This window comes from Stieleria magnilauensis (assembly GCA_007753675.1).
Taxonomy (GTDB): Bacteria; Planctomycetota; Planctomycetia; order Pirellulales; family Pirellulaceae; genus Stieleria; species Stieleria magnilauensis.
This window is the reverse complement of sequence record CP036432.1, coordinates 7,330,947-7,346,617: the sequence shown is the minus strand read 5'-3', so window position 1 is coordinate 7,346,617 and position 15,671 is coordinate 7,330,947. Positions and strand designations below refer to the sequence as shown.

10 protein-coding genes are annotated in these 15,671 nt (G+C 59.5%); 4 read left to right on the top strand and 6 right to left on the bottom strand.

Features of this window, described 5'->3' with window-relative positions; genetic code table 11:
- Both TBK1r_RS26205 and TBK1r_RS26200 read right to left on the bottom strand, forming a co-directional pair.
- Positions 1–1,410: a sensor histidine kinase gene (locus TBK1r_RS26205; RefSeq protein WP_145217672.1), complete on the bottom strand. Its 1,410-nt coding sequence runs from the start codon at positions 1,408–1,410 to the stop codon at positions 1–3.
- Positions 1,411–1,553: 143 nt separating this feature from the next.
- A complete protein-coding gene (locus TBK1r_RS26200) occupies positions 1,554–3,104 on the bottom strand; it encodes a Do family serine endopeptidase (RefSeq protein ID WP_145217668.1) in 1,551 nt (516 codons plus the stop codon).
- Between the two features lie 460 nt (positions 3,105–3,564).
- On the opposite strand from TBK1r_RS26200, the gene TBK1r_RS26195 reads away from it, so the two are divergent.
- Entirely contained in the window at positions 3,565–5,439 is a 1,875-nt protein-coding gene (locus TBK1r_RS26195) for an alpha/beta hydrolase (protein WP_419580409.1), read from the top strand.
- A gap of 51 nt (positions 5,440–5,490) precedes the next feature.
- Here TBK1r_RS26195 and TBK1r_RS26190 read toward each other — a convergent pair whose 3' ends face one another.
- The 4 genes from TBK1r_RS26190 to TBK1r_RS26175 form a co-directional block, all read right to left on the bottom strand.
- Entirely contained in the window at positions 5,491–6,042 is a 552-nt protein-coding gene (locus TBK1r_RS26190; RefSeq protein WP_419580408.1) for an ankyrin repeat domain-containing protein, read from the bottom strand.
- A 105-nt stretch (positions 6,043–6,147) separates the two neighbouring features.
- A complete protein-coding gene (locus TBK1r_RS26185) occupies positions 6,148–6,384 on the bottom strand; it encodes a hypothetical protein (RefSeq protein WP_145217661.1) in 237 nt (78 codons plus the stop codon).
- Between the two features lie 1,011 nt (positions 6,385–7,395).
- Positions 7,396–7,812, bottom strand: coding sequence for a hypothetical protein (locus TBK1r_RS26180; protein ID WP_145217658.1), 417 nt, complete (start codon positions 7,810–7,812; stop codon positions 7,396–7,398).
- A 797-nt stretch (positions 7,813–8,609) separates the two neighbouring features.
- Entirely contained in the window at positions 8,610–8,990 is a 381-nt protein-coding gene (locus tag TBK1r_RS26175) for a hypothetical protein (protein WP_145217656.1), read from the bottom strand.
- 616 nt (positions 8,991–9,606) lie between these two features.
- Between TBK1r_RS26175 and TBK1r_RS26170 the strand changes: the two genes are divergently transcribed.
- The 3 genes from TBK1r_RS26170 to TBK1r_RS26160 all read left to right on the top strand — a co-directional run bounded on the left by TBK1r_RS26170 (position 9,607) and on the right by TBK1r_RS26160 (position 15,597).
- On the top strand, positions 9,607–11,919 hold the full coding sequence (locus TBK1r_RS26170) for a PSD1 and planctomycete cytochrome C domain-containing protein (protein WP_419580407.1): 2,313 nt from the start codon (positions 9,607–9,609) through the stop codon (positions 11,917–11,919).
- 1 nt (position 11,920) lies between these two features.
- Positions 11,921–13,405, top strand: coding sequence for a DUF1501 domain-containing protein (locus TBK1r_RS26165; RefSeq protein WP_145217652.1), 1,485 nt, complete (start codon positions 11,921–11,923; stop codon positions 13,403–13,405).
- A gap of 341 nt (positions 13,406–13,746) precedes the next feature.
- Complete coding sequence (locus tag TBK1r_RS26160; RefSeq protein ID WP_145217650.1) at positions 13,747–15,597, top strand: Xaa-Pro dipeptidyl-peptidase; 1,851 nt, start codon at positions 13,747–13,749, stop codon at positions 15,595–15,597.
- Positions 15,598–15,671: the final 74 nt, after the last annotated feature.

Sequence of the window (15,671 nt, the reverse complement as noted above, 5' to 3'; positions counted from 1 at the left end):
TCATGATGGGGCGGTGGCTGATGGTTCTTCGGCGGCGGCTGATGGTTCTTCGGCGGCGGGCAGGGAGACACTAAACGTGGTTTGCGCGTTTTCTTTGCTTTGAACGTCGATGTCCCCGCCGTGTTCTTGCACGATCCCGTAGGCAATCGACAGTCCGAGCCCCGTCCCCTGTCCAATATCCTTGGTGGTGTAGAACGGTTCGAAGACGTGATCGAGTTGTTCCGGCGGGATGCCTCGGCCTTGATCGGTCACGTGGACCACCATCCGATCGCCCTGCGAGGACTGTCGTCGCTCGAGGGCCACGGTGACCGTGCCGCCGTCGGGCATGGCCTGGACCGCATTGGTCAGGAAATTGGTCAGCACTTGTTGGATCTGAGTGGCGTCACCGCGGATCGGGTAGGCTTGATCGTCGCGGCGGAGATCAATTCTTACGGACGATTTATCCGCGATCGGTTCGATCAGATCGCAGGTGGTCCGCGCGATTTGGCCGATGTCGATCCGTGTGTGGGTGGTCGGCGATTGGCGTGCAAAATCCAACAACTGACGAATCAACGTTGTCATGCGTTCGGCTTCGGACTTGATCGTTTGAGCGCTTTGGCGGACTTCCTCGGGCGACAGTTTTCCGCTCGCGATCAGACTGGCCCGGCCCGCAACGACATTCAGCGGCGTGCCCATCTCGTGCGCCATGCCGGCGGCCAGCGTGCCGACGGTTCCCAGCCGATCGGTGTGCCGAATCGTGTTCTGTTGCTGGTCCAGCTGTCGGCTCATCTGGCTGATCGCTTCGGCCAGCGAACCGAGTTCGTCGCTGCGTTTTAAGGCGGGCGGTTGAGGCAACTTGCCTTCTCCGATCTGGTGGACTTGATCGATCAGCTTTTCGAGCGGTTTGCCGACCAGTTGGACGCCGCCAAAGTAAATCATCATGCCGGACAGGGCGGCAACGCCGAGCAGCGACAGAAGAGATGCGATCATGGAATCGCGTATGAATTGTTCCTGGTGCTTCATCGATTGAGACACTTCCACGCCGCCGGCTTGCGAACCGTCGATTTCCAACGGGACAAACGTGTGGGCGACGGTTTCGCCGTCTTTGTCGGAAACGGAGATTCGAGAGACTTTTCGCGACGTGATCTTGGTTTCCGAATCGCCGGCCGGCACGCCTTCGACCCAACGCAGTTCTTGGCCGGGAATATGACGCGCGGTCACTTCGATGGCCTGTTGAATGGTCACCACACCGCCGTTGCGATAGGCGTCGTCGATCGCGGGCTTGAGCGCTCCGACGACGTCATCGACGTGATTGGCACGTAGCTCTTCGTCCCACTTAAGTTGTCGTCGAATGGTTTGCCAGGAGAACAGGGCGACGATGCCCAGCACGCCCAGCATGAACAGGAGGATTAATTTGGCGGCAAGTTTCATCGGTCATTCCTCGTCGATCGAAGCGAGTCACCAGGATACCCTTTGGCATCGGCCGTCAAAACGTGGGCCAGCAAAAACAGCGACCAACGCCGCGGGGACGTTGGTCGCATGTGGTTCGCGCCTCCTTGCTCGGGTGGGGAATCTTATCCTTCGATGACAACGAAGCGGGAGCCTCGTTCGCTGCGAACCAACAACAGGAGGGTTCCGTCCTCGTCCGATTTGACCGCGTTTTCAAACTCGGCCATCGTCGAGACATCTTGTCGATTGACCTGGGCGATCACCATTCCGGGGCTCAGTCCGGCTTGCTCGGCGCGACTGCCTTCCTGGACTCGCGTGACCACGACGCCCGCGGACTCATCCAGGCCGAGTTGCTTGGCGACGTCGGCGGTCAACGGAGTGACTTCGATGCCCAGCGACTGCATCTTCACACCGTCGGGTTTCTGTTTCGGTCCGGCATCGGCAAAGTCATTCGGTGCCGCTTCGGGTTCATAGGTCAACGCGACCGTTTTCCCGTCACGCACGATCTCCACCGATACGGTCTGCCCGATCGCCGATCGTTCGACAGCCAGTTGCAGTTGTTGCGGGGTGGCGACCTTGGTCGATCCGAACTTCACGATTACATCGCCCGACTGGAAACCCATCTTGGCCGCCGGCGTGTCGGGGAACACGTTGGTGACCGCCACACCGCCTCGGGGAGAGACGCCGAGCTGGCCGGCCAATTCATGGGACACCGGCTGAATGGCGACGCCCAAGTAAGCCCGCTGCACCGTGCCGCTGGCAACCAATTGATCGCTGACCCAACGGGCCATGTTGGACGGCACGGCGAATCCGACGCCGTTGTTTCCGCCGCCGCGAGACGAGATCGCGGTGTTGATCCCGATCACTTCGCCGTACAGGTTGACCAACGGGCCGCCGCTGTTGCCGGGGTTGATCGCCGCGTCGGTTTGAATGAAGTTCTCACGGGCGGTGATGCCGATGCCGCGATTCTTCGCGCTCACGATCCCTGCCGTGACGGTGCTTTCCAGCCCGAATGGCTGTCCGAGTGCGACGACCCAGTCGCCCACCGACGTCGTGTCGCTGTCGCCGAGTTTCGCGGCGGTCAACGAATCGTCGCCATTGATCTTGACCACGGCGATGTCGGTTTTCGGGTCTGTGAACACTTCGACCGCCTCAAATTCGCGGCCGTCGTGGGTCTTCACGATCACGGTCCCGCCGCCTTCGACGACGTGGTTGTTGGTCAACACGATCCCCGACGTGTCGATGATCACGCCCGATCCGATGCCGCCTTGCGAACGCGGAGCCTGACGCGGGGTCATGCCGGGTTGCATCGGGATTTGTCCGTCGCGGAACATGTCTTCAAACGGTGTCCCCTTGAACGGATTGGGCGTATTCTTCGAGTTGCCGTCGGGAGCAGCTTTGGCGGCACGCCAGGACGTGTCCGGGCGGTTCTCGATGGCCACGACGGCCGGCAAGACGCGATCGGCAACATTGCGAAACGCTTGCGAGAGTGAATTGGCGATGTTCAGCTGTTCGGGCGTGATCGCCGGTGACGGCGCGGGGCGTGTCACCGCGGCCGGGGCCGGTGTGGTATCAATTTTGGTCATCGGAGCAGCTGCCATCAACAGACCGGTTGCTGCCAACGTCAATGGTGCCGCGACGAGTGCTGTCCTTAGACGGCTCTTGTGCTTCTTCATGGTTTGATGTCCTTCAATCAGACGGAGGAGGTTGCAGCGGCAACACGCCGCGTCATCGATCCGTCTGATAGGCACGCCCCGTACCAGAGCGGCATGGTTGCACTCGGAATCTGCGTTCGTCCCGTTATTTGCGGCACCAAACGATTTTCATTGCTGGCCTCGGGCGATTGACTCGATCCAGTCGATCCGTCCCAAAAAGTCGCGGCGGGGCAGAATGCCCCAGCGGGAGATGATCGGATTTGCGCCGAACGCAACGATGCGATCTGGTTTACAATGCCGACGCCGTGGCGATCGCATCCATGACGTGCACTTGCTGTCGGATGACATCTGCCTTGTGCTACGTTTCACACCTTGATCATAAAGCCCGACCATCATGTTGCGGATCCTCTTTAGCTCGCTCCTGCTGACAACTTGTTTCGTTGGCCAACGGTCCCACGCCGAAAGCCCCGGCGAGCAAGCCATGCAACAACTGCTCGATCGCGATGCCGTCGTCATCCCGCTTTGGCCCGACGAGGAGGCAGCTTCAAAACAGACTCAAAAAGTCCCGGCCGATACCGTGGGCGATTCGAAGAGCGGGAAGCCTGCGATTAGCAATGTCACGGAACCGAGCATGATTCTCTTTGCGCCGCCGGCGGGCGTCGAAGCGACCGGGACCACGATCTTGTTCGCACCCGGCGGAGGTTATGGACGGCTTTCCTTGCCCAACGCCGTCGATATTTGTCACTGGGCCGGAGCCATCGGCGCCCATTGTGCCGTGCTGAAGTATCGCGTTCCCAGAGCGGCGGATGATCCCGGTCATCGGGTGCCATTGAGCGATGCCCAACGCGCGGTGCGACTGTTGCGGACGGGCGCGGCAGACCTCGGCATCGATGCGAACAAGATCATCATGATCGGATCTTCCGCGGGCGGTCACTTGGCATTCAATCTGGCCAACAATCACGGCGAGTCGACGTACGCGGCACAAGACGCGACGGACACAATCAGCGCGCGCCCCGACGCGGTCGTCTTGATGTACCCGGCGTACCTGACGCAGCCGACGGAGTCGTTGACTGCCGATCCGCATCTGCACCTTGATCAGTTGAGCCCCGAACGGACGCCGCCGACGTTGATGACGGTCACCCGAAGCGACAAATTCACTTGGGGAGCGGTCAACACGATGTTGCAACTGAGGCAAGCGAAAGTTCCGGCGGAGCTTCACGTGTACCCCGAAGGCGGCCACGGCGGCTGTTTTGACAAGTATCCGTTGATGGAGTTCGTCCGTCCGGCCGCTCGCTTCTTGAAGGACCAAGGGCTGTTCACCGAGGCCATGCAACATGAGAGCAACGCATTCTTGGATCGCCTGGAAGCCACGTTCTTAAAACGACGCGTGGGGCAGCAGGAGGTGTCGAAAACGGAAACGGTGAAGTTAGCGGCAACGAAATCAGACGCGGAGGTGCACCCGTCGGATTGGACTGAGGGCGATCGGCAACTGGCGGCGCTCCGCAAACCGGCACCGGAAATCATCTCGATCTGGCCCGGCGACGGCAAACGCGATGACGATCCCGCAGCGGCGCTGCAGGAGGAGCTTCCACAGCGGCCCGATGGGCTGGTTCGCATCACCAACGTCTCTCGCCCGACGATCCATGTTTGGCGCCCTGCACATCCCGACGGTCGGGCCGTGGTCATCTTTCCCGGTGGGGCCTACAACGCCTTGGCGGCGGAACACGAAGGCACTCAAATCGCTCAGTGGCTGTGCGACCAAGGCATCACGGCGTTTGTCACCAAGTACCGCGTCCCGCGCCGCGACGGGTTGGACAAGCACGCGGTCGCGCTGCAAGACGCCCAGCGTGCGATCCGACTGGTGCGCGGTCGGGCAGATGCGTTCAACATCGACCCGCAACAAATTGGCGTTCTCGGTTTTTCCGCCGGTGGCAACTTGGCGGCGTTGACCGTTCATCATTCGGACCGGCAAAGCTACCCACCGGCTGATTCGATCGATGCGGTCCGGGCCGATCCCGATTTCGCGATCTTGATTTATCCCGCCTACTTGACCGCCGAAGACACCGCGGACGGCTTGGATCCGATGATTCAACCCTTGAAATCTAGCCAGGACTATCCGCCCCTCTATTTGGCGGTCGCGGCGGATGATCGGTTCGCCCCCGATTCGTTGCACTACCTGTTGCATCTGCACCGCGCCAAGGTGCCGGCAGAACTACACGTGTACGCCAGCGGCGGCCACGGCAAGGGGTTGCGTGAATCGGGAGGCCCTTTCGCGCAATGGACGCGTTCGTGTGCGCGTTGGCTGGCGGATTTGCAAAACGGAACCACCAACGTGATCGTCGAAGGAAGTCGCTGATCCAGCCCAGCGGGCTGACAGAGTGGTTGCCGGGTCCGTCAGGGCCCGGAATCACGTCTCGGAGCGCTGACCGCCGTGTTGCAGCAGCACGTTCGCGACGGCAACATTTTGGTTGTCGATGGCTTCATCCAGCGGTGTTCGCTGTTTGTTTGTCCGTCGGTTGATGTCGGCACCATGACGGATCAGGATTTCCGCCGTTCGTTCATACGCGTCCGGATCACCCTTTCCTTGAGTGGACCCACCCATCGCGACGGCGTGAAGAGCGGTCGTACCGACAATGGCATCTTGATTGACATCGGCACCCAGCTCAAGCAGTCGTTCAACCGCATCAGCGCTTCCCGCGTCGGCGCCCCAAGAGAGTGGCGTCAGCCACCAATCACTCGCCGAATCGTTCACCGTTGCGCCCAGTTCGACAAGGCGTTGGCAGACTTCCGTGGCATTCCGATGCGCGGCCCAATGAAGTGGTGTCGCGCCGTGAAGTTGTCCCGATCGCCTGGAGCGTTCCTTAGCCAAGCCCGGACATGCATCGAGCATTTCCAACGCTTCCCGACTGCGGTGGTCGCGAATCAGTTCGATCAAGGTGTCGACGTCTGGCATGTTCATGTCGCGAGCATCCGGAGAAGAAAGCAACCACGAAAGAAGTTAAACACACGAATTTAGATGGGGCAAGTCATGACAGAGTCATTCGCGATGATCCGCGTTCCCCACTTATCGCCGTGCTGGCGTTGTCTCCGCACCGACGGGCTTGAGTCGCCGATGATAATCTAGCCCCCACACGAACAACGCAACCGCAACGAACAGGCAAAGACCACCGAAGCCTTGATCGAATGGCCCCGCAGCGAACGAGACCATGCCCAAGACGCCGCAGACAGCGGAAGCCCACCATGCCGCACGACGGGATCTGCGGTAGTGGAGCTGCTCAGCGTTCTCGGTTTCATGATTCATTGGTTTTCTCCAGCGTTTGTTCGATGTCTGGTATTCGTGCCATGGACGCAACTCTTGGCGAAAAAACAGTGCCACATTCCAGCATTTACTTCGTATTGGACCAACGCAAGTATAAAACGCTCACCCGAGGCATGTGGCTGCGGCGACGCGTCCGAGCGTGTTGCCGGGTCCGTCAGGGCCCGGCAGTCCGATGCCACGGCGGCGCAGGCCTGGAAGGCCGACAGAGCGTGCATCGGGTCGAGGCCGCTGCATGACGAACTCTGTCGCCCTTCCAGGGCTGTTGCGTCGGAGCGGACTCTCCACCGGCGGCTCACGCCGCCGGCAAACACTGTGCCTGCCCTCCGGGCATCACCCAGGCCCGCCGCTGACTGCACGCGTTCGCGACGCTCGTCGCTCCTACGTCCCAACCGTCCGCTTCATGAATATATTGCACGCCGTTCATTGGCGTCGAGCTGCAAGCCGCGTCTTGATCTCATTGGTGCACTTCAAACCTCCCAAGCCGCTCGACTCCCAAGGATCGGCGCGCCGTGCGTTCGTTTGGATTCGTCTTTGAGTCAAAGAAATACACCTTCAACCACCCGTCGCGGGTGACGGGGGCGTCTCTCGCCTGCGGATCACACGATGGGCCAGGAGAGATCAAGACGACGATCGCACCGAACCGCTGACGACTCACGGCCAGATAATTCAAGATGCTGGCGTCAGCCTGTCGGCCTGAGGCATCTCAAGCAATGTGACTCAGATCACGGGGAGCGAGCGGTTGACTCAGGCTTGAGCATTGACTGTGCCGAGGTCTTCCGTGTATCCGTCGGTTCGTCACGTCTGAGCTCGGCAACCACCAGAGCATGGTCAGACCCGTCCCGGCGGACAATCTTGGATTCTGTGGTCGTGAAGTGTGGTGTATGAAAAATGTAGTCGATTCGGCACTCGCGTCAGAGGCAAGCATGAATGCGACGATTAACAACGTTGGCAGTGTATTCATGCTTCGTCAGCAAAAGGCGTGCGTGACAGCTCTCAATTTTGATTGGGGATCAACCCGGACGCCAGCGAGACAAGTGCGAAGAGTGCCGTCAACAGCGTCCCGCCGGCAAATAAGAACCATCGCACCCACGTGCGATCGTATCCAAGCCAACGTACGTAAGTCTCGACAATCGGTCCAGCGAAGTAGAGGACGTTTGCGACAATCGCACCTTCCGCAATCATGATCAGGCCGCGAAACGTGAGCAGTTGCGGCCCATTGGAGATCACGCCGGGCATCGCAAGCATCGCGGTGAACGCGCCGAGCAGCAGGATGTAGGCGATACGAAGCCGCTCCCACGCAAGAAACACAGGTTTTGCCAGCTCGACAACCGACGCTCCCGACTCAACCGTGGAAGCTGCATGATCGGTGGTCGCGTCGGTCGTCGGAGAGGAGTAGGGGTTGTTGGTCATGAGTTTCAGTGGCGAACGCCTGCAGTCACCGTGGCGCGACGAAGGATTGATCGTAGAACGCAGGAGACGTCGCTTCCGCGGCTATGACGCACTGGTCGGTTCGCGCGTCTGGCCAAGAAGGCCGCCCAAGCGGTCGCCGCAGTCTGCCAATATACCCGTTCACACTCGCGAGTGGCGGGGGAGTCCCGCCTTGATCCCGGAGGGATCACAGCGAGTAGCCGGAGGTCAGCGCAGCGTCACCTCCGGGACACGCCCCCAACCCACTCCACGACCCCGGACGGGGTCGTAGCGAATTCCAGTCCCCGCGGTCACAACGCTCCCCCCCTACTCCGTACCGTCCGCTTCCGAACTCTCTTGCACGCAGTTCATCAGCGCTGTGCTGGTAACGGCGTCTTGATCTCATGGGTGCACCTCCAATATCCGTGGGCGCTCGACTCCCCAGGGACGGCGTGAGCGTGCGTTCGGTCGGATTCGTCTTTGAGTCAAAGAAAAACGCCGCGGACCACACAACGCAAGTGACGGGGGAGTCATGCGCCTGCGGATCACACAATGGGCCACAAGAGTTCAAGACGGCGACTGTATGAACACGCTGACGAACTGCGGCCAGAAGATTCAAGAAGCTGGCGTCAGCCTTACAGCCCGGAGTCTCACGCATCGCCGGCCTACCACCACCGCAGATCAACCGCTGAAGCGGAGAGCAATTCGATTAAGTTCAACGGCCGGCAGTATTGGGCGGGAAGAGTCAAGTTGTCCATTTCAAACTCGACCGCAAGCCCCGCTCCGTGTGGATACCCTGGTTATCCCACAGACGCTGTGGGTCGTGGACGACGAAGACGCTCGATCAGACCACGAAGAACCAAACGGTCTTCCGGCAAGTAGTACCGGTAGTGTGCCATCACATCGTTGCCAGTGGAATCGTGCACTGAAAAAGTACCCATCCACTCGCTGACAAATTCCGGATCGACGTCGCCAAGATCAATGGATACTGGCTGAGAGCTGAAGATCAATGTGGGTCCAGAAAGCGTCCGCCCATCTACCTTGATGTCGAAGTTGTGAATATCGACCGCACAGGCCCAGAACGCCGCACGTATCACGACGATGAACAACGCCCAGCCATAAGGGATTTGTAACCAGTGGGTAAGGCAATAGATCACGATACCAATGGACAAGCTGCTCATCGTAGTGGCGATAAAGAATCGCCATCGACTAGCCGCGAATGTTAAGCGTGGTGGATCGGACGCATTCACGAAATTTAGATGGGATAACGGCGGTGGTCACCGCGTCGGCGCGATGGACCAAACTCCAATACAAACTCGACTCGTCGACTGCGGAGCACTGATTGGTCGTACGACCGAGGTAAAAAGCCGATATTCCCCGGTCGGACCGCGGAATACCTCCTGCCACCCAATCTTACGGGTTCGTGCCGGACGGTGCAATCATTCACTCGCCAGAGTGCCGTTTCCTGGTCAGCGTGAAGGTGCGACGCAAGGTTGGTGACGCGACGGTGCAGCGGTTCCAGAAAGGTTGGCAGGCCGGGAGTTGCCGGCGATGGAACGGGAGATGTCTCCCAATGGGATGGACGCCTGCTCGGCTCCGCACCGACTCAATTCGCTAGTTGTTCGCCCCGCGTGCCTCAAAATTAGCGTGTCCGCCAATCGGTCGAGGTGTATCATGGGTGTATCGCGAGGAAGCCGCCCCTTCGTGATGCCTCGCCTGCACCCCTCCCGCTCTGCGACCGAGCGGGCCCTGCCCGACCGCTCCGGTTGCACTCCATCCCTGAGAGCCTTTTTGAACGTGAAAGCATTTCGACTTCCAGTCGCGGTATTGTCCGTTCTGCTGGTGGGGCTCCGCGGGTCCGTGCCGGCCGCGGAGCCGGAGACAGCCGCCAAGCTCGATTTTGCCGCCGACATCCGGCCGATCCTGTCCGATGCCTGTTACCACTGCCATGGCCCCGATGCCAATGCGCGCGAGGGCGGGTTTCGACTGGATGATCGCGAGGCCGCTTTGGCCGCCGATGTGTTGACGTCGGGCGACATGCTGGAGCGTCTGACCAGCGACGATCCGGATGTGCGGATGCCGCCGCCGGATTCCAATCGACGCCTGCGGCGGCGGGATCGCGAAACGTTGAAACGATGGCTGGCCGAGGGAGCGGACTGGCCCAAGGACGACCGACACTGGGCCTTCATTCCGCCGCTGCGTCCCGATCTGCCAGCGGTCGCCAATGATCAATGGCCACAAAACCCGATCGATCGATTGGTGCTGGCGCGAATGGAATCGGAGGGATTGAGTCCCTCGCCGCCGGCGGACCGAGCGACGTTGCTGCGCCGCGTCAGTTTTGATCTGACCGGTTTGCCTCCGACGATTCAAGAACTCGATGCATTTATCAACGATCGATCCGGCGGCGCGTACGAACGCGCGGTGAACCGATTGCTCGAGTCACCTCGCTACGGCGAACACATGGCCGTCGACTGGCTCGAAGCGTCTCGGTTCGCCGATACCGACGGCTACCAGAACGATCGTTTGCGTTACATGTGGGTGTGGCGCGATTGGCTGATCAACGCATTGAACGACAACATGCCATTCGATCGCTTCGTCATCGAGCAGATGGCGGGCGATTTGATCCCTGACCGCAATTTCCTGACTCAAGTCGCAACGGGATTCAATCGCAATCACCGCATCAATTCCGAAGGCGGCTCGATCCCGGACGAATGGATCGTCGAATACGTCGCCGACCGCGTGGAAACCACCGGCACCGTGTTCCTGGGGCTGACGATGACCTGTTCGCGTTGCCATGACCACAAGTACGACCCGATCTCTCAGAAAGATTTCTACCGTCTGTTCGCGTTCTTCAACAACATCGATGAAGCCGGGCTCGGTCCCAATAACGGCAACAGCCCGCCGTTTATCAAGGTACCCCAGACATGGCCGAACCTATCCGAAGCTGACTTGAAATTCGTCGTTCCTGAACCCGTCAAGATCAAAGTCGTGCAGACGTCGGTACCGCGTCCGCAACCCGGCGGCGAAGACACCGTGATGGTGCTGCACGAGCTGGATCAACCACGCGACACGTATCGACTCGATCGGGGACAGTACGACAACCCGGACACGTCGGAAAAACTGCAGCCCGCGACGCCGGCGGTCTTGGGAGCCTGGAACGATGACTGGCCGCGCAGTCGGCTGGGGCTTGCTCGTTGGTTGGTCGATCCGGATCACCCACTGATGGCGCGCGTGACGATCAACCGACTGTGGCAGCACCACTTCGGCGTCGGGTTGGTCAAGACCAGCGAGAACTTTGGCGTGCAAGGCGAACTGCCCAGCCATCCGAAGTTGCTCGATTGGTTGGCAACGGAATTCATCCGTAGCGGATGGGATGTCAAGGCGATGCACCGGTTGGTCGTGACCAGTGCAACCTATCGTCAGCAGTCTTCCGCGTCCGACGCCTTGCGTGAACGCGATCCAGAAAACCGCTGGTTGGCGCGAGGCCCAAGAAAACGTCTCTCGCCGTTTGCGATCCGCGATTCGGTGCTCTTCGCCAGCGGTTTGTTGAGCGATACGATCGGCGGGCCTTCGGTTAAACCGTACATGCCGCCGGCGATCTGGAGCAGCATCTCGAACGCGAAGTACAAACAGGACACGGGAGAAAAACTGTATCGACGCAGCATGTACACGTATTGGCGACGCACGGTTCCGCCACCCACGATGATGGCCTTCAACGCCGCCGCACGTGAAACCTGTATCGTACGGAGCGACGAAACGACCACGCCGCTGCAAGCGTTGACGATGATGAACAACATCACCTTCGTCGAAGCGGCGCGGCATCTGGCCCAGCGGGTGATGAAACCCGACGGACGAACACCCGCCCGGCGAATCGCTTTGGCGTTCCGGTTGGTGACCAGTCGACAACCAAGGCCGAAAGAGCTGGCCGTCCTGGTCGATGACTTCAACGTCTATCACGATGAGTTTCAACAGCACACCGAGGCGACGCGGCAATTGCTGTCCGTCGGAGAAACGCCCAATACGCCGGGGTTAGACCCGAGCCAATTGGCTGCGCTGACACTGGTCGCCAATACAATCTTGAACCTCGACGAGGCCATTGCGGAGAATTGACATGAACCCTTTGGAAGAATTCAAGAGACGGCACAACCGACGAGCGTTTCTGTCCGGCAGCACGTTGGGGCTGGGGGCGATCGCTGCAGGGACCCTGCTGGGCGACGGGAATCTGACCGGCGGGGGGAATCTGGTCGGGGCGGCCGAAGCGAACGCGCTACCCGCAGCAGACGCGTCGGCCTTTGCCACGATCGCTCCCAAAGCCAAACGTGTGATCTACTTGTTCCAGTCGGGCGGCCCGTCGCAGATGGATCTGTTCGACTACAAACCGGAGCTGGCCAAGCGTTTCGGCGAAGAGGTGCCGCTGTCGGTCTATCCGGCCGAGCGAAAGACGACGATGACATCGGGCCAGACGTCGTTTCCCGTCGCGCCCAGCACGTTCAAGTTTCAGCAACACGGGCAGTCGGGTATTTGGCTCAGCGAAACCCTGCCGCACTTGGCCAAGGTGGTCGATGAGATCTGCGTCATCAAAAGCATGCACACCGAAGCGATCAATCACGATCCGGCGGCAACCTTGTTCCAAACCGGATCGGTGATCGCCGGTCGCCCCAGTATGGGTGCCTGGGTGAATTATGGTTTGGGCACCGAGAACGCCAACCTGCCGGCGTTTGTCGCGATGACGTCCAACGGATCGGCCAAAGCCGGCCAGCCGCTGTATGACCGATTGTGGGGTGCCGGTTTTTTGCCAGGCCGCTTTCAAGGCGTGAAGTTCCGCGGCCAGGGGGATCCGATCCTGGACCTCTACAACCCCGCCGGAATGACCCGCACCCAGCGCCGACGCATGTTGGATTCAGTGGAGAAATTGAACCAAGACCGCGCCGATCAGTTCAATGACCCGACGATCGCGACTCGGATCGCCCAGTACGAATTGGCGTACCGGATGCAAATGAGTGTGCCGGAATTGATTGACGTCAACGACGAACCGCAATCGGTTCTGGATCTGTACGGGCCTCAGGCGACGCAAGTCGGCAAGTACGCCTACAACTGTCTGTTGGCACGGCGCTTGGCGGAACGCGGCGTGCGGTTTATTCAGCTCTACCACCGCGGTTGGGACGCCCACAACAACGCTCCCAAACAAGTCCCCTCGCAATGTCGTGACACCGATCAACCCACCGCGGCCTTGCTGAGCGACCTGAAGCAACGCGGCATGCTCGATGAGACTCTGGTGATTTGGGGCGGTGAATTCGGGCGGACGGTTTACTGCCAGGGCAAACTGACGGACAAGGTGTACGGACGCGATCACCACCCGAATTGTTTCACGTACTGGATGGCCGGCGGTGGCATCCGCGGGGGGATGACGTATGGCGAGACCGACGAATACAGCGTGAACGTCGTTGAAAAACCCGTCCACGTCCACGACTTGCAAGCCACGATTCTGGCGCAATTGGGCATCGACCACGAACAGTTAACGTACAGATACCAAGGACGCTATTTCCGCCTGACCGATGTCCACGGCAACGTGATTGACGACATTGTCCGGTCGTGAGGTGGGGAAGAAGATTGGTTGGTCAAAAAATGGTGGGTAGGAAGATTTGTGGGTAGGAAGATTTGTGGGTAGGAAGATTTGTGGGTAGGAAGATTTGTGGGTAGGAAGATTTGTGGGTAGGAAGATTTGTTGGGTAGGAAGATCGCCGCAGGAAGGTGGAGAGGGTTTATTGAGAGGCCTAATGTTTTGACCACTCCATTTTTTGACCCTTTCGTCTCCAGCACCTGGATGAAACTTCCGTTTTTACGACAATGCAATAGCTGACGGCAAATCGGCATTCCTGAACGAATCGTGTCGTCTTTCTGTGCCAACTTCAAGTTTGACTTCTAAAGAGATCCGTCATGCACACCTCTCGATTGACGCGCACTGCATTCGCTTGCATCAGCCTGGTCACCTGTCTCGTTGCCGGGCGATCGATCGCGACGGCCAAGGAACCGGCCAAGCCGGTGTTCAAGGACGGTGAAGCCCAGGTGGTCAAAGCGTTTGAAGATTCAGACTATTGGATTCGGCACGATCTGTGGGTCGAGACGGAGTTTGATTCCGACGGAGACGACAAACTGGATCGGATGCATGTCAGCGTGACGCGTCCACGGCAAACCGAGAGCGAAGGGTTGAAGTTGCCCGTCGTTTATAACTCCAGTCCCTACTTTGCCGGTACCGGCGCGAAGGGAGACGAGTATTTTTGGAACCCGCGACAGGAACTCGGCGAGGACCCACCGGAACGAAAACACTTTGACGCCGTCGAGCGAACAGGGATGCGTCCGATCATCTCCAAGCGGCACGAAAAAGATTGGGTGCCACGCGGCTACATCGTGGTTCATTCCTCGTCTCCCGGAACCGGACTGTCCCAGGGGTGTCCCACTGTGGGCGGCGACAACGAGTCGCTGGCACCCAAGGCCGTGATCGACTGGCTGTGCGGTCGTGCCGATGGGTTTACGACTCCCGATGGAAATGAAAAAGTCACCGCCGATTGGTGCACCGGCAAAGTCGGGATGACGGGAACGAGTTACAACGGCACAATCCCGCTGGCGGCGGCCACGACCGGCGTGGATGGATTGGAAGCGATCATCCCGGTCGCGCCCAACACATCGTACTATCACTACTACCGATCCAACGGGCTGGTGCGGCATCCCTACGGTTATCTGGGCGAAGACATCGACTACCTGTACGACTTCATCCACAGCGGCAACGAAGCGCGACGTGAGTACTGTGATTGCACTGTCCGTGATCAGGAGATGCTGACCCAGTTCGATCGGGTCAACGGTGACTACAACGATTTCTGGGCGGGGCGAGACTACTTGAATGATCTGGAACCGTTGAAGGCCGCCGTCTTGATGGCTCATGCTTTCAACGATTGGAATGTGGTCCCCGAGCACAGCGTTCGAATCTACGAGGCGCTCAAGAAGAAAGGTGTTCCGACGCAAGCGTTTTTCCATCAGGGCGGACACGGGGGACCACCGCCGATGACGATGATGAATCGCTGGTTCACACGTTACTTGCACGGCGTCGAAAACGGTGTCGAAAAGGACCCGCGTGCGTGGATCGTTCGCGAAGGCGACAAGCAGGACAAACCGACGTCCTATCCCGACTACCCCCATCCAGACGCGTCACCGGTCACGTTTTATTTGTCCGGCGGCGCACCCGAACGGGGATCGCTGAGCACGCAAGCGACTCAGGACGCCGGCACCGAGACGCTGGTCGACAATTTTTCGTTCGATGGTGCCTCGCTGGCTCAAGCCGAATGGACCGAGCACCGATTGATCTACACGACTCCAAAATTCAAGGAGCCGATTCATCTTTCCGGAACGCCTCGCATCACGATCAAACTGGCCAGCAGTAAACCCGTTGCCAATCTGTCGGTCTGGCTGGTCTCGTTGCCGTGGAACAATGACAAGAACGCCAAGATCACCGACAACATCATTACCCGTGGTTGGGCTGACCCGCAAAACCGCAACTCGATGACTGAAAGCGAACCGTTGGAGCCGGGAACGTTTTACGAGGTGTCGTTTGATCTTCAGCCCGACGATCAAGTCATCCCCAAAGGCCAGCAGATCGGATTGATGATCTTGTCCAGCGACAAAGATTTCACACTGCACCCGACACCCGGGACGGAGTTGACGATCGACTTGGGCGGCACCTCCGTTTCGCTGCCGATCGTCGGCGGCAAAGAGGCCTTCGAAAAGGCGCTTTGAACGCGAGACGGCGGACTAGGAGCACCCCGTTTGGTGTTCGTATCGGTTGATGCGGTGCAACGGAAACGCTCGCC

What these genes read in the sequence shown, in the direction of transcription:
- TBK1r_RS26205 (WP_145217672.1), bottom strand. Translation starts at nt 1,410, where the DNA reads ATGAAACTTGCCGCCAAATTAATCCTCCTGTTCATGCTGGGCGTGCTG.
- TBK1r_RS26200 (WP_145217668.1), bottom strand. Translation starts at nt 3,104, where the DNA reads ATGAAGAAGCACAAGAGCCGTCTAAGGACAGCACTCGTCGCGGCACCA.
- TBK1r_RS26195 (WP_419580409.1), top strand. Translation starts at nt 3,565, where the DNA reads ATGCAACAACTGCTCGATCGCGATGCCGTCGTCATCCCGCTTTGGCCC.
- TBK1r_RS26190 (WP_419580408.1), bottom strand. Translation starts at nt 6,042, where the DNA reads ATGAACATGCCAGACGTCGACACCTTGATCGAACTGATTCGCGACCAC.
- TBK1r_RS26185 (WP_145217661.1), bottom strand. Translation starts at nt 6,384, where the DNA reads ATGAATCATGAAACCGAGAACGCTGAGCAGCTCCACTACCGCAGATCC.
- TBK1r_RS26180 (WP_145217658.1), bottom strand. Translation starts at nt 7,812, where the DNA reads ATGACCAACAACCCCTACTCCTCTCCGACGACCGACGCGACCACCGAT.
- TBK1r_RS26175 (WP_145217656.1), bottom strand. Translation starts at nt 8,990, where the DNA reads ATGAGCAGCTTGTCCATTGGTATCGTGATCTATTGCCTTACCCACTGG.
- TBK1r_RS26165 (WP_145217652.1), top strand. Translation starts at nt 11,921, where the DNA reads ATGAACCCTTTGGAAGAATTCAAGAGACGGCACAACCGACGAGCGTTT.
- TBK1r_RS26160 (WP_145217650.1), top strand. Translation starts at nt 13,747, where the DNA reads ATGCACACCTCTCGATTGACGCGCACTGCATTCGCTTGCATCAGCCTG.